This is a genomic window from Saccharibacillus sp. JS10, from assembly GCF_024436065.1.
Lineage (GTDB): Bacteria > Bacillota > Bacilli > Paenibacillales > Paenibacillaceae > Saccharibacillus.
In genome coordinates, this window is record NZ_JANFNS010000004.1 from 374149 (window position 1) to 400440 (window position 26292).

19 protein-coding genes are annotated in these 26292 nt (G+C 47.0%); 13 read left to right on the forward strand and 6 right to left on the reverse strand.

Going from position 1 to position 26292, the window contains the following annotated elements; genetic code table 11:
• Positions 1 to 56 precede the first annotated feature (56 nt).
• Both NOM90_RS14485 and NOM90_RS14490 read right to left on the reverse strand, forming a co-directional pair.
• Positions 57 to 2357, reverse strand: coding sequence for a hypothetical protein (locus NOM90_RS14485; RefSeq protein ID WP_255942867.1), 2301 nt, complete (start codon positions 2355 to 2357; stop codon positions 57 to 59).
• Positions 2358 to 2511: 154 nt separating this feature from the next.
• Positions 2512 to 4050: an FAD-dependent oxidoreductase gene (locus NOM90_RS14490; protein WP_255942869.1), complete on the reverse strand. Its 1539-nt coding sequence runs from the start codon at positions 4048 to 4050 to the stop codon at positions 2512 to 2514.
• Between the two features lie 215 nt (positions 4051 to 4265).
• Between NOM90_RS14490 and NOM90_RS14495 the strand changes: the two genes are divergently transcribed.
• Both NOM90_RS14495 and abc-f read left to right on the forward strand, forming a co-directional pair.
• Positions 4266 to 4520, forward strand: coding sequence for a hypothetical protein (locus tag NOM90_RS14495; protein ID WP_255942871.1), 255 nt, complete (start codon positions 4266 to 4268; stop codon positions 4518 to 4520).
• Between the two features lie 217 nt (positions 4521 to 4737).
• The gene (gene abc-f / locus NOM90_RS14500; protein WP_255942873.1) at positions 4738 to 6639 is read left to right on the forward strand and encodes a ribosomal protection-like ABC-F family protein; all 1902 of its coding nucleotides are present in this window, start codon (positions 4738 to 4740) and stop codon (positions 6637 to 6639) included.
• Positions 6640 to 7224: 585 nt separating this feature from the next.
• On the opposite strand, the gene NOM90_RS14505 is transcribed toward abc-f, so the two are convergent.
• On the reverse strand, positions 7225 to 8091 hold the full coding sequence (locus tag NOM90_RS14505) for a manganese catalase (protein WP_255942874.1): 867 nt from the start codon (positions 8089 to 8091) through the stop codon (positions 7225 to 7227).
• A 318-nt stretch (positions 8092 to 8409) separates the two neighbouring features.
• Between NOM90_RS14505 and NOM90_RS14510 the strand changes: the two genes are divergently transcribed.
• From NOM90_RS14510 to NOM90_RS14525, 4 genes are all read left to right on the forward strand, one after another.
• Positions 8410 to 9474: a phosphotransferase family protein gene (locus tag NOM90_RS14510; protein ID WP_255942875.1), complete on the forward strand. Its 1065-nt coding sequence runs from the start codon at positions 8410 to 8412 to the stop codon at positions 9472 to 9474.
• A 122-nt stretch (positions 9475 to 9596) separates the two neighbouring features.
• Positions 9597 to 10259: a hypothetical protein gene (locus NOM90_RS14515; protein WP_255942876.1), complete on the forward strand. Its 663-nt coding sequence runs from the start codon at positions 9597 to 9599 to the stop codon at positions 10257 to 10259.
• A 195-nt stretch (positions 10260 to 10454) separates the two neighbouring features.
• Positions 10455 to 11849, forward strand: a complete 1395-nt coding sequence (locus NOM90_RS14520) for an MBOAT family O-acyltransferase (protein ID WP_255942877.1) — start codon at positions 10455 to 10457, stop codon at positions 11847 to 11849.
• Between the two features lie 32 nt (positions 11850 to 11881).
• Entirely contained in the window at positions 11882 to 13333 is a 1452-nt protein-coding gene (locus NOM90_RS14525) for a stalk domain-containing protein (RefSeq protein ID WP_255942880.1), read from the forward strand.
• Positions 13334 to 13394: 61 nt separating this feature from the next.
• Here NOM90_RS14525 and NOM90_RS14530 read toward each other — a convergent pair whose 3' ends face one another.
• The 3 genes from NOM90_RS14530 to NOM90_RS14540 form a co-directional block, all read right to left on the reverse strand.
• Positions 13395 to 14747, reverse strand: a complete 1353-nt coding sequence (locus NOM90_RS14530) for a helix-turn-helix domain-containing protein (RefSeq protein WP_255942882.1) — start codon at positions 14745 to 14747, stop codon at positions 13395 to 13397.
• Positions 14748 to 14757: 10 nt separating this feature from the next.
• Positions 14758 to 16092 (reverse strand): helix-turn-helix domain-containing protein, encoded by a 1335-nt coding sequence (locus tag NOM90_RS14535; RefSeq protein ID WP_255942884.1) that lies wholly within the window; start codon positions 16090 to 16092, stop codon positions 14758 to 14760.
• Between the two features lie 548 nt (positions 16093 to 16640).
• Positions 16641 to 18005: a DNA-binding protein gene (locus NOM90_RS14540; RefSeq protein ID WP_255942886.1), complete on the reverse strand. Its 1365-nt coding sequence runs from the start codon at positions 18003 to 18005 to the stop codon at positions 16641 to 16643.
• Positions 18006 to 18401: 396 nt separating this feature from the next.
• Here NOM90_RS14540 and NOM90_RS14545 point away from each other — a divergent pair, with 396 nt between their 5' ends.
• The 7 genes from NOM90_RS14545 (at position 18402) to NOM90_RS14575 (ending at position 26156) form a co-directional block, all read left to right on the forward strand.
• Entirely contained in the window at positions 18402 to 19217 is an 816-nt protein-coding gene (locus NOM90_RS14545) for a uroporphyrinogen-III synthase (protein ID WP_255942889.1), read from the forward strand.
• A gap of 33 nt (positions 19218 to 19250) precedes the next feature.
• Entirely contained in the window at positions 19251 to 19637 is a 387-nt protein-coding gene (locus tag NOM90_RS14550; RefSeq protein WP_255942891.1) for a phasin family protein, read from the forward strand.
• Between the two features lies 1 nt (position 19638).
• A complete protein-coding gene (locus NOM90_RS14555) occupies positions 19639 to 21312 on the forward strand; it encodes an ABC1 kinase family protein (protein WP_255942892.1) in 1674 nt (557 codons plus the stop codon).
• A 289-nt stretch (positions 21313 to 21601) separates the two neighbouring features.
• Complete coding sequence (locus NOM90_RS14560) at positions 21602 to 23044, forward strand: SulP family inorganic anion transporter (protein WP_255942895.1); 1443 nt, start codon at positions 21602 to 21604, stop codon at positions 23042 to 23044.
• Between the two features lie 113 nt (positions 23045 to 23157).
• Complete coding sequence (locus tag NOM90_RS14565) at positions 23158 to 24816, forward strand: DEAD/DEAH box helicase (protein WP_255942896.1); 1659 nt, start codon at positions 23158 to 23160, stop codon at positions 24814 to 24816.
• A gap of 303 nt (positions 24817 to 25119) precedes the next feature.
• Complete coding sequence (locus tag NOM90_RS14570; protein WP_255942899.1) at positions 25120 to 25314, forward strand: aspartyl-phosphate phosphatase Spo0E family protein; 195 nt, start codon at positions 25120 to 25122, stop codon at positions 25312 to 25314.
• A gap of 395 nt (positions 25315 to 25709) precedes the next feature.
• A complete protein-coding gene (locus NOM90_RS14575; RefSeq protein ID WP_255942901.1) occupies positions 25710 to 26156 on the forward strand; it encodes an AbrB/MazE/SpoVT family DNA-binding domain-containing protein in 447 nt (148 codons plus the stop codon).
• The last annotated feature ends 136 nt before the right edge of the window (positions 26157 to 26292 follow it).

A 26292-nucleotide genomic window follows, 5' to 3' on the forward strand; every position in this document is an offset into this window, starting at 1 on the left:
AAAAAGCCCGACTCGGTAATGACCGAATCGGGCTTTTTTTAATACATTAAAGCGGATTAACGAGAAGAACCTTTGACTTCTTTATCGTATTCAGCGAACGCTTCTTTCAAAATATTAAAGCTTTTTTTCTCGCGTTCATGATAAGGCGGTAAATCCCAAGCATCCCATGTATACGCACGTGAAGAAGGTTTAGCTACTTCTTGCGAAGATACTGCGCTGCCAGCTGGCGACAAGACTGCCGAGACGGATACACCGTCTGTATCGATTGGAGTTACGGCTTCTGTCCCATATGGATATTTCCATACTTGAAGCTTACTTGGATCGGTGAACCCAAGCAGCATCCACGGGATACGCACTTCCAATGTATCGCCTTCTACATACCAATCGGATAGGTTGTTGAACTTGTCGCTATTCGGGTCATTGGTGCCCCAATGCAGCTTGCCTACATCATACGATTCGAAAGGAGCGGTTACTTTGCTTTGCGGCAAGTATAGCGCTCGGTTAAGTGCCAGCTTCCACGGCAAAAAGATTCCGGCTTCATCGTCTGCATACTCCGCTTTGTACGGCACAGATTTGAGTTTGTAGCCGTATAGCCAACTGTATTGATCGTAGCCGCTGTTCACGTACAATCTGCCGCCTTGCCCACCTTCGAAGCGAGCGAGGAATTCTTGTCCGCTATCGAACTCAATACCCGGAGCAATCTTCGCTGTTGAACTGCCACCTGGCGTTGTATCGAACCCAAGTGTCAAAATATCTTCGTCGAAGTTCCAATTGCCGCCGTCTTTTTGAAGCAATACATAAAGATCGGACGAGTCGCTCGTAATCGCCATCTTCACGCCGTTTCCGACGTCTTCTGCGACCAGCCCGCGTTTTTCCCAATCATCGGTTTTGCCGTCGATCGTCATGAGTTTGTCTGGGCTTTCTTCCGGTTCGATGGCTAGAACGCCGAAGTGTTCTTCGTTCGTCAACCGGTTGCGCCACATCGCCCTGCGGTCGCCGGGGACTTCAAGTTCGATGGTGTTCCATGTGAATTTGAACCATTCGTCTTGCCATTCGAACAACATTGCACCGTCGTAATCTTCGTTATAGATTTGGTGCAACATGCCTGCATTGAGTTCGCCTTGTTGCTTTTCGGTGTGCATCCCTTGACTACGGCCCAATAGCCCGTAGTGGGCAATCCCGCGTGAACTTGGCATCCCGAATTCAGCAATAATGAGCGGAATTCCTTTGTGGTGTTCACGTAGTTCATGCAGATAGCCGGCATACGGATCTTTGACGCCTTCGTCGTTCACATAATCCAAATACTTCTGATCCCGGCGGAGCGAGTCTGGATAATACGGATACACGTGGTACGAAGCGAAATATCCGGCCTTCCAAGCTTCAGTAGGTTCCATATGCATCGGATCGACAGGAACCAAATCTTCTTGTTCCAACGGTTCATTTGGGTGATCCAGCGGATCGGTCGTGACCCAGTTGGTAAAGGAAATTGGATGTTGCCATCCATATTTCATTTCTTCGGTAGCGAGTACATCGAGCATTTCCGCCAGCCAACTTTCGAATGGAGAAGCTTCCGCTTTGGCTTGGAAATATTCGCCTTGGTAAGGCTTCAATCCTGGATGCGCTTCGTTAGTCGTCTGTACGGTATAAGGATACCATTCCGTACCGAGTACCCAACCTAGCAGATAGGGAGATACATCGGTTTTGTACTGACCCGCCGCATGACCGGGCGTTGCCGGAATATCGGCTTGTCCGTGTACGACAGCGGCAACATCGCGTATTTCTTGTTCAAAGCCTTTTTTGATCGTGCTGCTAAAGGCATCTCTGCCTTCGCCATCAGCGCCAATCAATTCTTCTTCAGGTGACCAGATCCCTTGAAGCAGCATCAAAGGTTCGTCTTTGCCTGAATTATATTCGGCGAGCGCGTCATAAAAATCAGGCGGCAAAATGGTGTAAATTCGAACAGCTTTAATATTCATATCTTGCATCATCGGGAACCAACGCAAATAATCCGCTTTCGTTGGAGATACTTGTCCCGGATAATGCCCCGGCGTCGTTGCGCCAAAGTTAATGCCCGGCCAGAATGATTTTTTCCACTCTTTGCCGTCGTATACGGCGAGTTGACCATCTACAACAGAAGAAGTCTGTTTGATTCCATTTTGTTCGAGCACCGGAACCGTAACTTTCGGAGCGACATCTCCGGAATTCGTAGGTTCGGTATTCGATGCTGTCGAAGAAGAATCCGGGCTTAACAATCGCCAAGCCAAAGCGCCAACCAGTATCAAAACAATGATACCCAGAAAGCTGAGAAATACGTAGGGAATTTGCCGCGGTCTGCGGAAATTTTTGCGGGAACTCATGCGCCACCTCGGTTTGAGTAATTGTTGGAACGAATTTACTGTTCTTGATTTTACTATTATTCTACATGATCCGTATCTTCAAAAGAACCCCCGTTTCCTCAAAAGGAAGCGGGGGTTGCCGTTGTACATCTTTTCAGTCATATCGGATTCGCACTTATTTTTCGATACGTTCCAGCGGATCGGTAGCTGGGCCTTCTAACACTTCGCCTTTGTAAGAGAAGCGTGAACCGTGACATGGGCAATCCCAAGAGCGTTCAGCTTCGTTCCATGCTGTCTCGCAGCCCATATGTGTGCAAGTCGTATCGACCAAGAATAATTCGCCTTCCGGATCGCGGTACGCACCGACTTTTTTGCCGTTGTGACGAACCAAACCGCCTTCATCCGGCTCCAAATTGTCGATTTTTTCATGTGCGCCTGCAAATTTGCCTGCGATCATTTCTTTTGCCATTTTCAGACCGGTCACGATATTTTGGCTCATACTCTTATCGTTAAAGCGTCCCGGATTGAATGTATTCATATGCGGATTCGAGCGACGGATAATGTTATCGCGCAGCAAGAGCGCCGCAAATGTACCGTTCGTCATACCCCATTTGTTGAAGCCCGTCGCGATGAATGTGAACGGATAATCGGAAGACAAAGGCCCGATATACGGAATTTTGTCCAACGTCGTAATATCCTGCGCCGACCAACGGAACGGAATTTCGCTTGCGCCGAACGTGCTGCCCGCGAATTTTTCCAATTCCAGATAGTGATCGAAGGTGTTATCGCTTTTGCCCGGCACATGATTTTCTCCGCCGACGATCAGTACTTCTTCGCCTTCATAGGTCGCTGAACGTAAAGAACGTTTTTCGTCATCGATATTCAGGTACATCCCGCCGTGGAACGTCGTTTCTGGCTTCACCACAATCGCGTAAGAACGTTCGATATTCAGACGGGAGAAGTAGCCCGCCGGTACATTCCAGAACGGATAATGCGTCGTAACGACCATTTCGTTGCAATAGAAACGGTATTTGCCGTCAATGGTATAAGCTTCGATCGGCTTTCCATAGACTGCGCCTTCGATCGTTGTGTTCTCGTAAATCAAGCCGCCGTTTTCAATGAATTTCTCGACGAAAAATTTCAAATATTTGATCGGATTGAATTGAGCTTGCCCAGGCATCGAGATTGCGCCTTTGGCTTTGACAGGAATCGGAAGCGAATCATGCCACTGCCCCGGAATGCCCAATTCTTGATAAGCATCAAATTCTTTGCGCAGATCATCCAATTTATCTTCTTGATTGGTATACAAATACGAAGTTTCTTCTTTGAAATCGCAGTCGATATTATGCGTTTGCACCATCTCGCGAATAAAGTTCAGCCCTTCGATATTAGCTTCGTAATAAGATCTTGCGATCTCAGGACGGAAATTCTCCAAAAATTCGCTATAGACGAGACCGTGCTGCGCCGAAATTTTTGCCGTCGTAAATCCGGTTGTTCCTTCCAAAATACGTCCGGCATCAACGAGTGCGACTTTGTAGCCTTCAAGCGACAGCAAGTAAGCGGTCGTTACGCCAGCGATGCCGGCACCGATTACCGCTACATCGACTTTAATATCTTCTTTCATCTCAGGGAAAGTAGGCAAAGTCGTACCTGTTCTCCACATAGAACGCGGGTACCTCGGAAGCTCGGTTGGAACGTTGAATTTTTCGCTCATGTTAGGGGTCCTCCTCAGGTTCGTTCGGATAAGTTGAACTCTACCTTTCTTATTTACCACTTCCAGCCATTCAGAAACCAAGAAACGGTGTCGTTTACAAGAACAATCCAAGAAGATTCGAAGAATGGGATCAGACCGACGCTCAAAAAAAGCTTGCTCTCCACCATAAATCGCAGGTAAAATGGATGCATACGATAACAAGGAGGTGAGATAGGATGCAAAAGAAACTTTCGCTTGCAGATTTATTTGTTGTGCTAAATCAGTTGCCGATGGCGCTGGGTGGCATTGTTCATTCCGTAATGCATAACGGGATCAGTCTGTCCAAATTTGAACGTTCAGCGTTTCAATTTGTTCATTACACAACCCGTCTGTCCAAAATTCGGAATCAACAGCGAAATGTTGCTCCTGTCTCGCATCTGCGGATTGGGTCTGCGCTTTTCGCGCGGCCGCTCTATTTTCCGCAGCCTTAACTTTTGGTGAACTGGAAAGTTCAATGAATCCAAAGGTTCGGCATGCCATGCCGCGCGTATAGACGCAACATCCAAATTCGAATTCGATGCCGCAGGGACATTTCCCCTGCGGCTTTTTTGTATGCTTTTTTAGCGGAAACTTGCTGGGCAGCCGCCGGGAAATGTCCCGAAATCAGATCGAATTTGACAAATCAAACACAGAAAAGGATGAATTCATATGTTAATGATTGGCTGCCATCAAGTGAAAAAGTTTTACGGGGCGCAAGAAGTATTAAGCGAAGTATCTTTCGATATTTACGACGGGGAAAAGGTAGGCTTGCTCGGTGGAAACGGCGCCGGGAAATCGACGCTGTTTCGTCTGCTATCGGGAACCGAATCGCCGGACGAAGGTTCGGTATCGCTGCGCCGAGGCGCAAAAGTCGGCGTGCTGGACCAAATTCCGGATTACGGAGACGATACGGTCGAAGAAGTGCTGCAACGCGTATTTGCCGGAACATTTGCTTGGCAAGAGCGTATGCGGGAACTGGAAGTGCAGATGGGCATATCGGAAGGAAATGCTCTGGATCGATTGCTGCGCGAATACGGCGAAGCTCAAGAACGTTTCGAGCATGGCGGAGGATACGAGATCTCGTCGAAAATCGATGGGGTAGCTTCCGGGCTTGGCATTTCGGCAAAGCAACGCGCTAGAGCATTTGCCGGGTTATCCGGCGGGGAAAAAACCAAAGTGTCTTTGGCAGCGCTGTTGCTCAGCGAAGCGGATCTACTGCTGCTTGACGAGCCGACCAACCATTTGGATATGGAAGCGGCGTCTTGGTTAGAAGGATTTATCCGCGACTCGTCGGCGACGATCATCGTGATTTCGCACGACCGGTACTTTTTGACCCAGACGATTGGAAAAGTTGTCGAGCTAGAAGATGGCGAAGCGACCGTATACCCGTGGGGATATACCCAGTATCGGGAAGAAAAAGAAGCTAGGTTGCTACGCCAATTCGAAGATTACAAAGAACAACAAAAAGTGATCAAGCAAATGAAAGAAGCGATTAAACGCTTGATCGAATGGGGCAAGCAAGGCGATAATCCGAAGTTTTTCCGCAAAGCCGCTGCGATGCAAAAGTCGCTGGATCGGATGGAAAAGATCAAACGTCCTGTATTGGAACAAGCTTCGATCGGACTGGAACTTCAAATCGACGGGCGCACCGGAGACGAAGTGCTGGTCCTTGAAGATGTGCAAAAAGCATACGGAGAACGAACGCTGCTGAATGAAGCAAATGCGTTACTGCGTTATGGCGAGCGTGCCGTATTGATTGGCGGCAACGGAGCAGGCAAAACGACCTTGATGCGCATGATCTTGGGTCAAGAGCAGCCGGATGCCGGCGATCTGCGTCTCGGTTCGCGTGTACGTGTCGGCTACTTGGCGCAAGAAGAAGCACCGCCCGCACACAAGATGAGTGTACTGGATTATTACAAAGAACAAGCCGCGATGGAAGAAGGCGAGTCTCGCGGACGGCTGGCGAAGTTTCTGTTCTACGGCAAAGATGTGTTCAAGCCGGTTGCCGGATTGTCCGGCGGCGAATGGAGCCGTCTTCGTCTAGCCGTGTTAATGCGGCAAAAGCCGAATTTGCTCATGCTCGACGAGCCAACCAACCATCTTGATATTGCTTCTCGCGAAGCGCTGGAAGAAGCGCTGGAGGAGTATGACGGCACGATTCTTGCCGTCTCTCACGACCGATTCTTTATTAATCGGATCGCGCAGCGCGTATGGGGCTTGGAGGGCGGCAAGCTGTCCGTCACCCTTGGCGGGTATGACGATTACCGCCAAGAGCGCAGCAAAGCGGAAGCTGCGCTAGAATCTGTAGGCGCGCCTGCGGTGCGCGCCGCTGCTCGGACGGAATCGTCGTCCGAGCGCTCGTCGCGGCAAGCTGCGCCGCGCCTCGATCCAGCGAAGCTGGAGCAAGAGATTGCCGAGCTGGAAGCGCGCTCGGCAGAACTGAATCAAGCGCTGAGCGATCCGGCTCACGCGCTTGATTCCGACCAGCTCAGCCAATGGCTGGCTGAGCAAGAAGAACTGCAAGGTCAGATTGACCATCTGACCGAGAAATGGCTGCAGGCGCAAAGCTAAGCGCAGTAGCCAAATCGAATAAGCGAAAAAAGGACGGCTCCACTGTGAGCAGTCCCTTTTTCGCTTACAACCAAGCGGAGCGTCCGATGAATCTGGGCAACGTCAGATTCTAACGGATTCAGACGACGCTTAGCGAAGATTTCAGCGCTTCTGAGAATCCTAACGGATTCAGCAGACCCTTAAAACTAGATTTGCTTGATTTTCGGTATAAAAAGCCGCAAAGAAGCACGCTAACGGACATACGATCCGTTAAAAATCCAAAATGGGTTGCATATTGCCTTTAAGGGACATACAATCCGTTAGCCTAGCCCATATGGTCTGATTCCGCTTCCTACTCGGAGCGTAGACAACCAAAAACCGCCCCTTTCAAAAAGGAGCGGTTGACTTAATAAGCCTAAACGTGACTGGAAGTGAGGAGACGGAGAGGGGAATTCAGTGCAGGAGCGTTAGCGTTCGCCTTTGAAATTGAGAAACCTCCTATCAAGAGTTCAATCAAAGTTTCCCAATTTCAACAAGCGATCGAAACGAATTTCTCTCGGAGTCTACTCACTTCTAACGCCAAAGCAACTTCATCAACTTAATAATCTACAGCAAACCTTTCCCCGCATGTTGACCTTCATTCGTCAATTTCGGAATCGCGCCTGGACGAGAGAAAGTAAAATCAGGAGCCGGTTTCAGTACAGGTTTTTCGCCCATTGGCTTCGGATTCGCCACGTATTCGAATTTGCCTTGATCGTCCATCGACGGCCCTTTTGCCCAGCGGCCTTCCGCGCTTTCTTCGCCTTGAGAGAAGTTCATGTACTGATGAGCGACTTCTTTCATTTCGAGGTCGCGTGGGAACGAAGCCGGTACGATCGGGCCTTCCATCGCTTCGATCTCGGCAATCGCTGCCATCCATTGATTTTGGTGCATCGTATCTCTGGCAAGCATAAAGCCCAACATTTGACGAATCCCAGGGTCGGTCGTCATTTCGTACAGACGCGCGACTTGAAGACGGCCTTGCGATTCGGCATTTAGATTCGCACGGAAATCCGCTAACAGATTGCCGCTTGCTACAATATATCTGGAATTCCACGGGAAGCCTGCGCTATCGGTAGGCGTTGCGCCCAGACCGGATACGATCAAATGTTGCGGATTCATACCGCCAAGCGTCGCTTCGATTACAGGATCTTTCGCTGCTTCTTCAAGCTGATCCACAGGAGCACCTTCAAGAAGCTGCGCAATCATCGTGGTAAGCATTTCGACGTGACCGATTTCTTCGGTACCAATATCGAGAAGCATATCGCGGTATTTCTGCTCGGCGCGACAGTTCCAACCCTGGAACAAATACTGCATCATGACCGACATTTCTCCGTATTGACCGCCCAATACTTCTTGAAGCTTTTTAGCGAAAATCGGATCGGGCTTCTCCGGCTTAGCGTGATACTGCAATTCTTTCATGTGGATAAACATGGTCATTCCTCCTCGTTGGATAGGTTGCGATTTCTAGGTGCTGACACGTGACGACAATCGAACTTAACAAACGATTCTTACAAAAAGATGTAGAAATAGATGGGAATGGTTCTGAATTCCGTTATTATTTTACCCCGGTTGCCTGAACCGAAACTGAAACTTTTGATTTGAGCAAGGAATGTAGAGGTTGATCGCGAAGTAAGAGAGTAAGATTCGAAAAAAGCCAGCCTGGGCAAGCACTTAATCAATCAAGCATGAATACAAAAATTAAATTTTAAAAAATTGGTATCATACGGCGATGAATAGGGATGACGCGGTATGAGAAAGGAGCAACAGATGGAGAGCGTAACGAAAAGACGTTTCACAACGCAAGAGATTGACCGTATTGTGCGAGCGGCGTTTGGATGCGGGTGTCGATCTGCTGAGGAATTAAGCGAAGGATGGGCGAATTCCGCTTATGTGTTAGAACTGCAAGATGGTCGCTCAGCGGTGCTCAAAGCCGCAGCAGAGTCCGAAGAAGGACGGATGCGCTGCGAACGCGGATTGATGCGAACCGAAGTAGAGGTGATGAAGCGCGTAAAAAGCCTAGGCACGGTTCCGCTTCCTGAGATTTACGTCTATGACGATTCCAAAAGTCTAGTGCCTTGCGAATACTTTTTGATGGAGAAATTAACAGGGAATTCTTACGACAAGATTCGCGAAGAATTGCCGAAAAATGAGCGCGATACCATTGACCGGGAACTAGGTGGCTATTTCCGGCAGATCCATACGCTTACGGGTACACAGTTCGGCTACTACTTGCCCAGCGGAGTTTCTTCTTCTGCATGGGATCAGTCTTTTATTGCTTTGATGCAAGACGTCATGCAAGACGGAAAAGATGCCGGACTACAGCTTCCGATGAGTTATGACGATTTGCAGAAGCAATTGGAGCTTCATCGCGATGCGCTGCTTGAGGTACGCACGCCTAGATTGCTCCACTGGGATTCATGGGCGGGCAACGTATTTGTGAAAAACGGGCATGTCGAAGGTCTGATCGATTTCGAACGCGCATTGTGGGCAGATCCGCTAATGGAATACGGTTTCGGCAAATTCGGATACTCCGAGGCGTTTGAGCAAGGATACAGAGAAGCGGATGCTCGAATCCAGCATGATTTTAATGCCGCGGATCTAGCGAATAGAGGCGAAGCTGAGAGTCTTCCAGAAGGGAGTACTCGTTCGCAAGATATTCGCCGTGCGATCTACCCCCTGTATCTGGATTTAGTCATGCGTGTAGAGTGTTATTATCGAGGCTTTGGCGACGAACATACAGCCTGGGCACAGCAAAATTTGCAAGAAGGTTGGGAGCGGTTTTTGAACCTGACAAAACCTGATTTTTTATCTTGAGATCGCTATCATTTTTCCCCGAAAAATAAACATGAAAAAATTTATTTTCGCTATTATGTTGCGGAGCAAATTTTACGATATACTTCTGTAGTAATTATCATCATGTATTGGGGATACGACAGATGGCGACCGTGCCAAACCACCTACCTACCTTTGCGATGGACAGTACGTTTACGTCCAATTCGCCGTTCTTTTTGCCGCCGGACAACCGGCGCAATCGTCACTCTCGATCCCGCTCAAACAGCGAACGTAACGCCTTATGGCGCGGCGTCGCTGCGAACGCCGTCTATTTGACGGGCAGCCTGCTTTTTCTTGCCGGAAATATGGAATGGGGCAGTATCCTATTCTTGTCGGTGTATGCCGTAACTTTGCTACGCATGTTTTCCGGTTGCACCCGTTCTTTCCGGATCGGAATGCTGCATGAACTTCTGCCTTTGATGCTTTATAGTGCAGGAAGTTGTTTCTTTTATGCACGGGATATTGACCCCGGCACTTTGCTTTTTATTGCAGGTAGCGTACATACGTTGATTGTTCGTGTGATTCCTGCGATTCGCTCGCGAGACGGCGTTGCACTCGGCATGCTCGTTCCGCTGGTGATCTCTTTTGTCGGCTGTTTCTTTTTCTTGACCGATCATATTCGAATTGTAGGCACATTGCTATTTATCGTAAGCAATGCCATGATGCTGCATCGGTCGCTGTTTTTGGTCTTCCAACAGGCTCCAATTGTACAACCGACACAGGAAGTCGCATCGCCGGCGATGCTGACAACTATTGAAAAATCGTAAAAAACTCCAGTCTATCGAATTCTTTTTCGATAGGCTTTTTATATTTCGTTGGATTCCGTTGCCTAGACCTATGCTCAGTAGGTATAATGGTCGGTGTGTCGAAAATACAAGTTTTAGGCAAGTCGGCTTGTTTAAAGTCGGATTAGGTAAATCTCGCAATCATCATACCGTGAGATCAAGAGAGGAAGGGAAGACGTGCTTTTCAATTCGTACGAGTTTATTTTCGCGTATTTGCCGATCGTATTTATCGGATACTTTCTATTGAATCGTTTTAAATTTTATAACAGTGCTAAGATCTGGATGGCTTTGGCTTCATTGTTTTTCTACGCTTACGAAGATACCCGGTATTTGCCGCTGATTTTAGGTTCGATTGCATTTAACTATCTGGTTGGACGCGGACTCAGCCATATCAATTCCGATGGCGTCAATCACAAAGGACGTTGGTTGTTGATTTTAGGCGTAGTCGGTGACGTAGGATTGCTGGCTTATTACAAATACGCCGACTTCTTTATCGAAAACTATAATGGGCTATTGAGCCAAGATGTCTCGCTTTTACATATCGCACTTCCGCTTGGCATCAGCTTCTTTACATTCACGCAGCTGGCTTATCTGGTGGACGCGTATCGAGGCAAAGTCAAAGAGTACAATATCGCAAACTACGTCTTGTTCGTTACGTTTTTCCCGCATCTGATTGCAGGGCCGATTTTGCACCACAAAGAAATGATGCCGCAGTTTGATGATCCAGACGGCAAACGGGTACGTGCCGATAACATTTCGCGCGGTATTTTTATTTTCTGTATCGGATTGTTCAAAAAGGTCGTGATCGCCGATCTGCTTGCGCCTATTGCAACAGCAGGCTTCGATAGCGGGCAATCGCTGCATTTTGTTGAAGCATGGACGACGTCGCTTGCGTACACGGGTCAGTTGTATTTTGACTTCAGTGCGTATTCCGATATGGCGATTGGTCTCGGTCTGATGTTCAATATCAAGTTGCCGATCAACTTTAACTCGCCGTACAAAGGCACGAGTATCAAAGACTTCTGGGCAAGATGGCATATGACGCTCAGCCGTTTTTTGAAAGATTATATTTATATTCCGCTCGGCGGAAACCGCAAAGGAACGACACGCACCTATGTGAACTTGTTCTTAACGTTTTTGATCGGCGGATTTTGGCATGGTGCCGGTTGGACGTTTATCATCTGGGGTGCCATGCACGGAGCCGCACAAGTCGTGCAGCGTCTATGGCAACTCACCGGAATCAAAATGAACAAGTACGTTGGATGGTTTATTACTTTTAACTTCGTCAATATCGCGTGGGTCTTTTTCCGTGCGGAGCATTGGTCGGATGGCGTACGTATTCTTAAAGGCATGTTCGGCATGAGCGGAGTCGTGATTCCACCGGATCTGTTAACAGCGGGTCTTCCGATTGTCGTGGTGTCGCTACTGATCGCATTCTTTGCCAAAAACTCGATTCAATTGACAGAAAATTTCAAGCCGACGTTGGGACGTGCTGTATTTGCAGGTGCGATCTTCGTCATTTCGCTTCTGTATTTCAACCAAATCAGCGAATTCTTGTACTTCAATTTCTAAAATAAGGGTTCGGTTCGTCATGGGGGAAAGTTATGGATAACAAAGGTTATCGCAAGTTTTTAATCAAATTTGTCGCAAGTGCGCTTGTGTTCGCATTACTGGTCGGCACGTTTATGTTTGTCGTCGATCCCTTGCAAATGTACCGAAAATCAACGTTGTATACACCGCTGTATTCCTCGCAAGAACGGTATCAAAATGCCGGTCTTGCGCGCAGTTACGATTACGATACGATCGTTCTCGGCAGCTCGATGACGCAAAACTTTGTACCGTCTTACGTCGAGAGTGTTCTCGGCGGCAAAGTGATGAAGTTGTCGATCGAAGGCTCGACCGCTATGGAGCAACACGCAGTCGGCAACGTTGCGCTAAATACAGGGCAAGTGAAGCAAGTGCTATGGGGTCTGGATTACTTTGCGATGCGTCAAGACGTAGATGCAGAGTCTGAAAATATGCCAATGTACATGTACGACAATAATCCGTTTAACGATTATGAGTACCTGTTCAATATTTCGAACCTCAAGCAAGCGTGGACAGCGCTCACGACGCCGGAGGATCAGTCCAAAGCATTCCGTAATCTGGATACGCTGCGTAACTGGGATAAATCCGCGAAGTATAGCAAAGAAGGCGTCCTTCAGACGTGGGAAAAAGCGAGAACGAAAGAAATCGGCTACGGTAAAAACGAGTTCTCGCTCGACAACGTAAAAGCCGTATTCAACAAATATGTACTGAGTCTGGTGCAAGAACACCCGGATACGGAGTTCACGTTCTATTATCCGCCGTATACGATTTTGCGTCAGCAAGTCTGGGCAGAAACGAATCCGGTACGTGCCGAAAACCAGTATGCGATGAAAAAGTATATGTTTGAGCAATTCAGCAAATATCCGAATGTCAAAGTATACGATTTCCAAGAAGACACTTCGATCACTTACGATCTGAGTCAGTACAAAGATTTGTCGCACCATAGCCAAGCGATTAACGAACGGATTCTTCAAGATATTGTAGACAACAAAAATCGCGTCACGGCAGAAAATGTAGACAAATTCAATGAAGAACTCCAAAGCCAGCTTGATCATTTGGCAGTCGATATGGAGAGCGGAGCTTTCAGCTTGTTCGTCTATGTTGACGGAGAAGAAGCGAAGTTCAGCGTACCGGCTCAGGTTCGAGAAGGCAAAATCTTGGTGCCGATCAAAGAACTTTCGGCTGCACTAGGCATTGAATTTGGATTCGATGGAAGCAGCGTTGTGAAGTTGCGTAAAGGTGACGTTGTCGCAACTTTAACAAAAGGAAGTTCGGAAATGACCATTCAGACTGGCGAAGATACAGCCAATACGAAGACGGTCGATCTCGGTTACGCGATGCAAAATCTAAGCGGTAGCATGATGGTGACGATTGAACCGATTGCAGATCTGTTCGCCAAATCATTCACCATGACTGAGCCGCAAGAATACGTTAAAGAAATTAAGATTGAGACCGGTTCGGCTCAATAAAAATGATCGCAAATTTAGCAAAAAGCCGCTAGACAGAAGGAATTCTGTTTAGCGGCTTTTTTTATTGTAACTTTTCGGCTGGATAAGGCTGAATTACGAACTTTGGCGGTAAAGATAGCAACGAAGCCAATTGACGGAAATGCTGTTGATTATTCATTTCTTGCGATAATTTCCAACATGCGCGTACATGAGCAGAAGATTGCTCTCGGCGACCTTGCCTATGGTAATACACGGCAAGATGATAATGCAGACTTGCGAATGTACTGCGTGTGATTCTTAACGGATAATAACCGTCCGGATGCTCTTCCAAATAAATATCGAGCGGTACATAACGTTCTTCAATCAATGAATCGATATCCACATTATGCCGGTTAGCTGCACGAATCACGTTGACCAGACAGAGTAGAGCTTCGTTCGGGAAATCATCCATATATTTAATATAGCGATCTAGCACATCGAAATTTCCAAGCATCAGTTCGACGTGCAGACTATTGCCTAATGCGAAAATTTTGAGATTTTCGATCTCTTGCTTTGTATCGTCGTCCGTAATCTCGAAATCACTCAGATCCCCATACATCTCGCTATAAGGAAGAGCTTCTTCATAACGTTCTTGCTCAATTAAGGACAACTGCTTAAGCAGCAACGCGCTTCCATAATAAAAAAGTAAAGATTTGTCGGGAATCGTTTTGAAATCCGGCTCTGTATCTTTGAAATCCGGGCTCCGCAACTCGTTGTAACGATTCAAAGCCGTTTCAAAAAATTCATCTGCCATATGTTCCAACTCGGTATATTTGCCAAGTTCATAATAAAGATTACTGATTCGAAGTTGGGCATCAAGCTTGAGTGAGATCGGCAAGAATTCTCGAAAAGGTTCAAATTGAACAGCAAGCTTCAAGTTTTCTTCTCCATCTTCGCCGAGACGGGCGCGGAACAGACGATATCGACTGATACATAGCCGCAAAGAATGCTGATGTTTTTCATGTTCGGCTACGACTTCGTAGAACGAGATAGATTGAAGGATTTTGCCCGACATGAACAAACATTCTGCTGTTTCGAAAACAAAAGGCAGATATTTCAGATCTTCCAACAATCTTTTTAGCACACAATGAATCAAATCTGTTCTTCCTAATTCCGCACAAGCAAGCAAAAAAGGTTCAATTCTTCTTCGATTCGGTTTTTCATCATAAAAGCATTCGCTCATATATTCGTCAAACAACCATCCAGGCGGCATATTCAATGCTTCTGTGATCGTAGCCAATTGGTGAAAAGAGATGGGTTTCGGCGGACTACTATTTAGAATCGCACTGAATACTCCGCGGTTGATACCGGACTTTTCGCTTAACGTTGCAAAATTATGTCCTTGTCTTGCCATTTCTTGTTCAATCGTCGAACGTAGTTTGAATGATTTTTCCATGTTGCACCTCTCAGAGGTCGAATGCGTCAGCGTGCTCACTGTACATCAAAGCGAGTGAAGCGAGCAATCGAAACATCCGTTGATTGTTCAACTGATTCGATAATTCCCAACTTTGAAGTGCCGCTTGTAACGAATCTTCGATTCTACCTTGATTAAAATGATAAATCGATAGCTGATGCAGCATACGAGCACAGCGATTTCGTCCTACTTGTTTGGTATACATTTTTCCTTGCATGTCCAATAGTTGTTGAAGATCCATCAGGAATTTCGGTAAATATTCATCAATCGAAATGCGGTACGTATTCGCTGTTTTGAGCAGAACGATCAGACCCGGTATTCGCTCTTGAGGATACATCTCCAGCAACCTAGCATATTCAGGCAAAAGGTCTAAGTTACCATCCAGCAGTCGACATCCTACGCGGTTCCCATAAGCGAAAAGAGAAAGTTCGGCGATGACCTGTTTCATCTCTGGATCGGAACCGGATAACCAAGAAAGATCTTCATAGAAATCCGAATAAACTTCTGCTTGTTGATATTCGCCAGTTTCGCAAAGAGCAATCTGTTTCATTACATATCCCTGACTGTAGTACACCGCCGCAGGTCGAACAAGAGCATATTCGGAAGACAATGTTCGAGTGGGCGCCTGATCTTTCGATCCAAATAACTCGTGACATAGCGCAATTAACTGATCCGCAATTTTTTGTAATTCGTCAGGCTCAATGCGGTTAAAAGACAACCCGCCCATAATAGTCAACGCTTCCAATTTTAGTCCGTCCGGTAGTTTATCACAGTAAGGCGAGAAAGCATTAAGTACACGAGAGTTATTTTCTTCGTCATCGTTAAGCTGCAGCAAAAACAGACGATATCGACAAATAGCATATTCTACCGAGTAGCGATCGCTATTATGAATCAGTAGATACTCATATAAACGCGCGGTAACCGGATTGGTTTCCTCTTTATTTTGTTCTTCGGCAATTTTAAATAAAATCGGCATATAACGAGCTTCACCATTTAGACGTTGCAGCACCTTTTCAATACAGTCCGCATGACCAAGTTCAATACAACGTTTTAGAAAAGGCTCAATACGACTGCGGTTGGGTCTTCCCCCCAAAAAACATTCCTCAATATACAAATCAAAAAAGGCATCTTCCGGCAATCCGAGCACCTTTGAAATTTTAATTAAATGCTGAAAAGAAACCGGGCTGCGCCTAGATCCTCCGCCTACAAAGATCAGACTAAGCGACCCGCGAGGAATACCGGACTTTTCCGACAACATCGAAAAATTGTATCCTTTTTTACGCATATTTTGTTTGATCGCCGAGCGTAGTGGATTAGAGATCTGCATATGAAGCACCTCGGTCAGTAAAATGAAAAAGCCAACACATTGGATGGCTCGTCGAAATTTGAAAAAAGAGATCACGTATTCGAGATAGCGACATCGTACGACTAACATTGCGACTATCGTAATTGATTAATTATAAGCTTCGATAGTGAAACGCTTATCATCTATCTTTAATAGCTGACCCATACGTAACTTCCTTCGACAAGAACCCTTTATCCGTTTTCTAGCTGAATCATGGTGCTGTTTAAAGTGAATCAAGGGTATTGAGCGATATTAGTATAGCATTTTTGTGGGAAGGGATAAAAATGGTGGATCGTGCGGGGCAGTCAAAAAAGAGAGTTATTTAGCTACTTTAGCTAAATAACTCTCTTTTGCAGTATTATCAATTTTGAAGTTTGAATCAACCGCCAGAACCGTTTGAAAATAATTGTATAGTAGGCGAACCACCTGAACCGTTAGAATTCACATTTGTTGATCCAGAAATAGGAGCAGATGAGGAACCCAGAAGAGTAACAGCTACAATCAACGAAAGAGCCAGTGTGCTGAGATATTTACGCATTTAAATACACCGTCCTAATTAAATTTTCATAACTTTTAATTTGTTCAACTTGAGCTTCGCTTCTCATTTCTTCAAACAATGCAATAGAATTCATTGACACAATTCTATTGTTTAGTTTAATAGATAAATCCAAAGCTTGTAAAGTGAACTCAATTGTGTTTTTTTTCTTTTTATTTCTAAAATTATATAACGCTAACTGATAATAAAGATTTGCTTGTCTGTTTGCAACAAAAGAAGAGCTATAATAATTATCATCGTTGTCTTCTGTAATCATAGGCAAGAATTTTGTTAAAATTTCCTCGATTTTAAAGTTATTTTTATTTGCAGATTCAAGTATAGTCAGAACGCTAGGTAAAAGTTCGTGAGGATGTTTTTCCAAAAAAGAAGAATATTCTTCTAAAACAGAAAAGTCGCCTTTTAGTAGTGCAAGATTTAGACGATTGGCTGTTGCCCAATCTTTAAATTTTTCAACTTCCACTTTTCCAACATCATCTAAGTTTTCAAACCAACTTAAATCAGAGTACCCTTCGATATATTCCATCGCCGCATCGTATTTTCCTTGATGCTCTAATGCATTTCCTTTTTGCAAATATCCTTGTCCATAGTAAACAACTAAGTGACGATCTGTTTGAAGGTAGTCTTTAATTTTCGTTTTTTTGTTTTGAATTTGGTCTTGGTAAATATGGTTTGCAAAGATTCGGAGTTCATCAGCGTAGAATTCAACTTCTTTCCATCTTCCTAAATTAAAGTAAATATTCGTCAACTGAAGCAATCCGTCCAAACGATGGTGGTCCGGTAACTTTCCACAAAAAGGTTCGAACCTTAAAGCAGCACGAAGATTTTGTTCATTATCTTCTCCGATTGAAGCTCGGAACAATCGATAATGACTGATCGCTAACCGTTCAGAATGATGGTACTTCTCGTTCTCCACCACACATTCATAAAACACCAAAGACTCCTGTACGTGACCCGACAAAAATAAAGTCTCTGCAATATCGAAAATCATCGAGACGTGCTTAAGATCTTCGAGTAAGCGAGACAGTACTTCTTGGATACAGTCCATGCGATGCAGTTCAGCGCAACGGATCAGGAAAGGTTCGACGCGTCGGCGGTTTGGCTTGCCGTCGTAGAAACATTCTTCGATATAAAGATCGAACATCCAGCCTTCCGGATAACCGAATGCCCGGGTAATCGCTTCCATTTGATTCAGGGAAATCGGTTTTGGAGGGTTTCCGTTCAAAATGGCGCTAAAGATCCCTCGGTTGATGCCGGATAATTCGCCGAAACTTGAAAAGTTCATTCCAAGATCCGCAATCCCTTTTTCGATTTCCGAACGCAAAGTCATTGTCGTTTGCATATCTGCACCTCGCCCATGTTGCCAGAGTCTATTTAAATGAAAGGGGTATCATATAATTCTTTTACTGCTAGTAATTTACAATATACAGGAGAAAATGAATAAAGGTCAATTGCTTTGAAGTTAACAAAACAGGTAGGAGTAAAAAGAAATCAAACGTTTTGCCGGTAGGTCATGCAAAGTCGATTTCTTTGAAATACGAAGGTTATTGAATCTGTTAATTATATATCGGAAAAGAAACAAAGGATATGATAGTAATTTTTCGAATTCGCAAATATAAGTATAACGATTCAAGCGTCAGTTGCAATTTGAGGTCAGGAAAGCGAAAATAGGTGAAAAGCGGCAAAGCCGCGCTAGAATTGCCTTCTATAACGAAAGAAAGCGGAAGGGGCGAACAGCTTGGCAAAAAGGCTCGAAGGAAAGCGTATCGCGATTACGGGACCACGAAAAGCAGAAGAGTTAAGTACGATTGTGACCAAAATGGGAGGCACGGCGCTGATCCGCCCCGCTCAAGGAACGGTATTTCTGGACGAACCTGAACTGGGTGGCGGCATTTCGGAATGGATTCGCTTAAAGCCGGAATGGTCGATCTTGACCACAGGTATGGGACTGGAAGCTTTGATCAATACAGCCAAAGAAATGGAACTCGAAGAAACCTTTATTCAAGCGATTGCTTATTCGAATGTTGCCGCTCGCGGGTATAAAACGGTTAACGCACTTAAAAAACGCGGATTGTCTCCACTTGTGCGCGACGACGACGGCAGTACGGCAGGATTGCTGCGTGAATTAAGCGATCATGATTTTGCCGGGAAAAATGTAATTGTACAGCTTCATGGCGATCCGGCTCCACGTCTGGTCGCTTGGCTGGAAGAACGCGGCGCAACGGTGCGCACGATTCTTCCTTATCAGCATATCGCACCGCCAACGGAACAATTGCATGAGTTGTTGGACGATATTTTGAACAATCGAGTCGATGCCGTCACATTCACCAGTGCACCGCAAGTCCGATTTTTGATTTCACATGCGGCAGAGCGCGGCTTGGAAGAAGGTTTGCGAGCTTCATTCGAAAATGAAGTGGTCGCCGTAGCCGTGGGCAAAGTTACCGCGCAATCGATTCGTGAAGAAGGAATCGAGCGCGTGATTGCGCCGCAAGAAGAACGTATGGGCAGTATGATGGTCGAGTTGGCAAAGTACTACGCAGCCGAAAGCAAGTAAACCTATTCCCAATAGAAAACGGAGGAATCATTCATGAGTGATTTGTTTAAAAAAGCGATGTCTTTAGGGATTGGTATGACCGTGGCAAGCAAAGAAAGAGTCGAAAAGGTCGTCGAAGACTTGGTGAAAAAAGGCGAGATCGCACCTTCGGAATCGAAAGCTTTCGTGAACAAGTTAGTAGAGCGCGGCGAAGAAGAGCGCAACAATATTAAAGGCATGGTGCAAGAACAAGTTCGCCGTGTGCTTAAAGAATTAGACGTACCTAACGGTAATGAAGTGAAAAGCCTGGAAGAGCGTATCGCCGTATTGGAACAACGCGTAGCTGAACTTGAAGGAAAAAAGCCTACCGCAGTGGCGGACCCGGCCGTCGAAACAACTCCTTACCGTCCGGGTACATCCGGAGAAACGACGGCGGAATAACATGGCTGTCCATATCCGTCATGCCGGCCGCTACCGGGAAATCGCGGTCGCTCTAATCCGGCACGGCTTTGGGTACATGGTCGAAGAAATGGGTTTGACGCGCGTGCTGCGTCTGCCGACCCGTTGGATCCGAAGCGAAGCGCCGGAGACGAAAACATTGGGCGAGCGTATCCGGTTGGTGATGGAGGCGCTTGGTCCAACCTTTATCAAGCTAGGGCAACTCGCCAGCACACGCTCGGATTTGTTGCCGACCGCTGTCATCAAAGAATTATCCAAGCTGCAAGACGATGTGCCGCAATTCGAAGCCGAAGAAGCGCGGCGTATTGTGGAACTGGAACTTGGCGGTTCGATTGAGAGTGTGATGAGCGAGTTTTCCGAAAATCCGATAGCTGCCGCTTCGATCGGACAAGTACATAGTGCGCGTTTGGTCGAAAGCGGGCAGAGAGTTGCCGTGAAAGTCCAGCGCCCGGGCGTCAAAAAACAAGTGATGCGCGATCTGGAGATTTTGCATGATCTTGTAGCAATCGGGGAAAAACGCTGGGAATGGGTAACGCGGTACCAAGTTCCGCAGTTGGTGGATGAATTTGCGCGTTCGATGGAAGCGGAGATGGATTATACTGCCGAAGCTCGCAACATGGAGCGGATTTCGAAGCAATTCGATCAAGATCCGCATATTCATGTGCCGACCGTATTTTGGGATTTGACGTCGGAGCGCGTCCTGACGATGTCTTTTGTCGAAGGGGTAAAGCCGACAGATCGCAATTATTTGGAGCAACGCGGATATGACGTGAAAGAGATCGCTTCGCGTATCGTGAACGCGGTTCTGAATCAGGTCTTTATCGATGGATTTTTCCATGCCGATCCTCATCCGGGCAATGTGCTAATCATGAAAGACGGCTCGATCACTTTTCTGGACTTTGGGATGGTCGGACGCCTTAGCCCGGATATGCGAGAATATTTATCTTCGCTGGTCATTTCGTTGATGCGGCAAGACACTTCGGCGATGGTGCGGGCGATCGAGCGAATGGGAATGATTCCAGAAGAAAGCGATCTGGGCGCACTCAAACGCGATTTGGAACGGCTTCGCGAGCGATATTATAATGTTGCTTTTTCCGATGTCGATCTGGGTCAAGTCATTAATGACTTTTTTGCGACCGCAAGGCAGCACGGAATCGGAATTCCGCCGGATTTACTGCTACTTGGCAAAGCGCTGATTACGACGGAAGGCATGGTTGAACGACTGGATCCGACGCTCAGTATCGTGACGCTTGCCGAACCGTTCGGACGAAAATTGGCAAAAGAAAAATTCGGACCGGATCGGTTGCGCCGCAAAACGGTAAGCGGAGTTCTCGGTCTTGCCGATTCGCTGACGGGTCTGCCGGATCGGTTGCGTCATCTGACTTCTTTTATTAGCGGAGGTCGGGTACGCGTCGAAGTCGATGTGCCGGAGCTGCGCAAAGCATCGCGCGGCGTCGATCGGCTCGTCAACCGGTTAGCTTTTAGTATTGTGCTGTTGGCGTTCAGTATCGTGATGGCGGGATTGGTCGTCGGAGCGTCGTTGGCGCAAAAAGCGACGGTGATTTGGAATTATCCGATTATTGAAACCGGATTGATCGTAGCGGTACTGATGGTCGTTTTGCTGCTATTTTCAATTTTCAGATCGGGAAGATTTTAAGATTGAGCAAGCCGGGGGGCGAAAGACGTTGCAAATCGCCTCCTGGCTTTGTTTTATGCCGTTTTTCTCGACTAGCCATCGCACCTTAAATTCTGTATAATGGGGGTCTTGACTACAACGGACCTGGGTTTTTCTGAAAGGGGAAAACTTCACAACATCATAGGCAGTTGAGGTTACGCGAACCTTAATGAAGCCAGGCGTTTTTCAAAACGTGTCTGCCGGTAAGGTGCGAAGCATCTAAGCCAAGCCTCACGTTTTTTTGAAACGACTTACAGAATCGAGGATGGTTATGGAGTTAAGACAGCAATGGTTCGGGAATGTGCGCGGCGATCTTTTATCGGGGATTACCGTAGCGCTCGCGCTTATTCCGGAAGCGATCGGATTTTCGATCGTAGCAGGTGTTGATCCGATTGTAGGCTTGCATGCCTCAATTGTGATTGCGATTGTGATCGCCTTTGTAGGTGGGCGCGCAGGAATGATCTCTGCGGCTACCGGCGCAATGGCGGTGCTCATGGGTGGTCTGTTTCGCGATCACGGCATGGAGTATTTGCTTGCAGCAGGTGTACTTGCGGGCATTATTCAAGTGTTGCTCGGCGTATTAGGGATTGGGAAGTTTATTACGTTTATACCCAAGCCGGTCATGACTGGGTTTGTAAATGCGTTAGCGATTATTATTTTTATGGCGCAGCTTCCGCAATTTGTTGGAGCAGGGCCCGCGATGTACGCGATTGTAGCGGGGACGTTAGCGATCATTTATATTTTACCGAGGTTTACCAAAGTCGTGCCTGCACCGCTGGTCGCGATTGTCGTCATGTCGTTGATTGCGGTTGGTCTAGGTCTGGATGTCAAAACGGTCGGTCAAATGGGCGAGCTAGGAACGACGCCTCCGTTATTTCATATTCCGCAGATTGATCTGACTTGGAGTATGTTAGGAACGATTTTGCCGGTGTCGATCTCGCTTGCGTTAGTCGGTTTGCTAGAATCGCTGCTGACCGCTACGATTGTAGACGATATGACAGAAAGCAAAAGTAACAAAAACGTCGAAGCGCGCGGGCAAGGGATTGCGAATATCGTGACAGGATTTTTCGGCGGAATGGCAGGTTGCGCGATGATCGGGCAATCGGTGATCAATATAAGGTCGGGCGGACGCGGGCGATTGTCTACGTTTACGGCAGGAGCCTTTTTACTGGTTCTGCTCGTACTGCTCGGCGATATCGTCAGTCAAATTCCGCTTGCGGCATTGGTGGGCGTGATGATTATGGTATCGATCGGTACATTTGAGTGGAGTTCGCTGACTCAGATGAAAAAGATTCCGTTCGTCGATACTTTTGTTATGCTGATTGTCGTCGGGATCGTTGTCGTCACGGATAACTTGTCGATCGGCGTAGGCGTAGGCGTCGTGTTATGCACCCTGCATTTTGGTTGGAAAATCGCGAAGTTGAACGTGAGTTCCGAACTGAAAAACGGGGTCAAACATTACGAAGTACGCGGACAACTCTTTTTCGGTACGGCGTCGAATCTCGTCGACCATTTTACGCCGGCAGAAGATTCAGATACTGTCGTGATCGATTTGTCGCATTCGCATGTATGGGACCATTCCGCTGCGTCTGCATTGGCAAGAGTAAAGTTTGAATATCTAAAGCAAGGCAAGCAAGTAGACATTCGCGGGTTAAATCAAGACAGCCGCGAACTGATCGATAAATCGGGACTTTCCGCGCCTTCGGGCCATTGATTTCGGAAAAAGGATTTCTGCTGGCAGGTACGGCAGCACTCTTTTCTTTTGGAATTCGCGACTAGCGAATGCCAGCATCGCGGAAGAAGTCCCCAAACGGAGGAATAATGAACATGAAAAATTTTAAAGAGTTGGGGATCGCTCCCGTGGTACTGGATCGTTTGCAAGCGCAAGGCATTACGGTACCTACACCTGTGCAAGCTGCTTCGCTGCCGCTCGCTTTTGAAGGACGCGACCTGATGGTGCAAGCACAGACGGGTACAGGCAAGACGTTGGCGTTTATTTTGCCGATCTTGGAAAAAATCGCGGCAGGACGCGAGTGGAATGACGGCGGTCGTTCGGAAGGCTTGGGATTGCCACCGGCACTTGTTATCGCTCCAACGCGTGAGTTGGCGCTGCAAATTACGGTTGAAGCACGCAAGCTTGCGGGACCGGAAATGCGCATTTTGTCTGTATATGGCGGTCAAGACGTAGCGGCTCAACTGCATAAGCTCAAAAGCGGTTGCGATCTGGTCATCGCAACGCCGGGACGTCTGCTCGATCATGTTCGCCGCGAAACTTTGAAGCTGAGCCGCGTGAGAACGCTGGTACTGGACGAAGCCGATCAAATGCTGCAAATGGGTTTCCTCAAAGAAGTTCAAGCGATCATCGAAGCGACGCCGCCTTCTCGTCAAACGATGTTGTTCTCGGCTACTTTGCCGGACAATGTTCGTCAGCTTGCAAGTGCGTATACGAAAAATGCAGAACAGATCAGTGTGACGCCAGCGGAAAAAGTTCCGGCACGGAATATTCGTCAAATTGCGCTGGAGTGTACAGATCGCAACAAATACGATGCGCTTAAATTTTTGATCAATCGCGACAATCCGTATTTGGCTGTCGTGTTCTGCCGCACGAAGCGCCGGGCTTCGAAGCTGAATGAAGATCTTCAATTGGAAGGTTACAATTCGGCAGAGCTTCACGGTGATTTGTCGCAGAACAAACGCGAGCAAGTGATGCGTGCTTTCCGCGAAGCACGTCTGCAAATCTTGATTGCGACCGATGTTGCGGCACGTGGTCTTGACGTGGAAGGCGTCAGCCATGTCTTCAACTTCGATATTCCGCAAGATACGGATAGCTATATTCACCGGATCGGCAGAACGGGCCGTGCAGGCGACAAAGGTCTTGCTTATACGTTCGTGGCGCAGCGCGATCACGATACACTCGATCTGATCGAGCAAGCGACGAAGCAACGTCCCGAACGCGTCGTGTTCCAAAACGGCGGAATCGTACGGGCGACTGATTTCGGTCGCCGCTCCGGTTCGAGTAGCGAGCGTACAGACAGCCGCGAAGGTTCGGTCAAAGGCGGCGCAAGACGCGGCGCCGGCGGAGGCCGTTCGCAACAAGAAGGCGGCAGAGGTCGCCGAGGTGGTGGCGATAGCAGCCGCGATCAAGGTCGCGGCGGAAGTTCGCGCGGTGGATCGCGCCGCGTAGCCGGCGGCGAAGACCGTGCAGGTCGCGACGGCGCGGGCGCTAGCCGCCGCGGGGAAAGCGCAGGTCGCGGCACTCGCAGCGACAACGCGGGAAGCCGCCGCGGCGAAGGCGGCGGTCGCAATACGCGCAGCGAAAGCGCGGGCAGCAGCCGCGGCGGCGGTTATGATCGCGGCGACTCTAGCCGCGGTACGTCATCGCGCGGCAATGATTCGCAGCGCGGCGGCAAAAGCAGCGGCATCGGTTCTGGTCGCCGCAGCGAAAGCGGCAATCGCGGTGGAAGCGACCGCGGACGTCGCCGTTAAGCAAAAAGCCGGAAGCTTGATTTTCCGGCTGTGAGAATATCGTGCGCGGATCTATACGCCGCGTCCTTCTTCTCAAACGAGCCTCGGGAGTATAATCCGAGGCTCGTTTTTTATGAGCAAAATCTTATTCATACCTACCAAACAACCAAATTTCAAAACAACAGATCCAAAATGACAATCGAAACGTATTACCTGTCATGAGTTCCATAAAAAAGTAGACTCTCTTCTGAATTTAGCAAAATTTGTTTTTTACTATCAGCCGCTAAAATGAACAAGTAAGCACTGAGAAGGAAGGTGACCGCTATGGCTTACGATGCTTATCGCAACGAAGAACCGCTGTATAGCATGATCGAACGTTTGCGACAAGAGCTGTTAAAAATCACAGAACATAAAAGTTTTTGTGACCGAGACGTTGTCGAATTAAGTCAGCGGTTAGATACTTATATCGTACTTGCTCAGCGTCAGAAATTAGAACGTTCAGAGATCATGGCGAACTGAAGAAGTTGTGCAGCCTACTACCTCTAAGCGAGTATTCGCTTAACTTACAATAATGATGATGCAAAGCCTGTACAGTGAATCTTGAGAAAAAACCGTTTTGTCAAAATGTATGGATTCCGGCCCCACCGATCCTTCTTTTGCTCAAAGCGGTTTTTTTGTATGCCTAAATCAAATATGTTTACATATTTTTAATTTTTATTTTTTTGTTATCTTGATGTGAATGGGCTTTAACGTTACAATGAATCTAGTGTGGTTTCGCCTCGGAGGGCTATCAATCACGTGTAAATATGGAGTGAAATTTTAAACAAAAAGTAGCAAAAAAGTTTAATTATGCTATAATCTTCACTAAATAAACTTTTTGCTAAACTTTAACTTAACATAGAGGGGAACTCAAAATGAAGGATACTGGTATGATTCGTAGCTTAGACAGTCTCGGACGAATTGTAATCCCTAGTGAAATTCGGGGAACGCGAAATATTGAGATTGGCGACTCGTTGGAATTTTTTGTGACGGATGACGGTATGCTCGTAATGCGCAAGTACAAGTCCACCGAATGTTCATTTTGCCGGACTTTAGATAGCGTTGTGTATTACAAAGATCAATTCGTATGCGCTTCGTGTCTACAAGAACTCAAACATGCACCGGTCGTTCCTGTCACGCATACGCCGACCATTGATGAGTCTGCATCGAAAAAACGGATTCGCGTATCGGACATGCTGCCTCGCCTTGAGCAAGCTTTGCTCGATCACCCAGAAGCGAGCCAAAGCGAAATTGCTCAAATGCTCGGTATTAGCCAAAGCCGTGTGAGTCAGCTCAAAAAACAATTAAAGTACAGATCTTAGTTTCTCTTTTTTAGAGTCGTATTTTCTTCGTTTTTTATTGTATCCTCTTTTTTATGATGTTCTCTTTAATAAAAAGACCCAAAACTCCACTGAGGTTTGGGTCTTTTTTTGTTAACCAGTAAGCAAGCGACCTTAA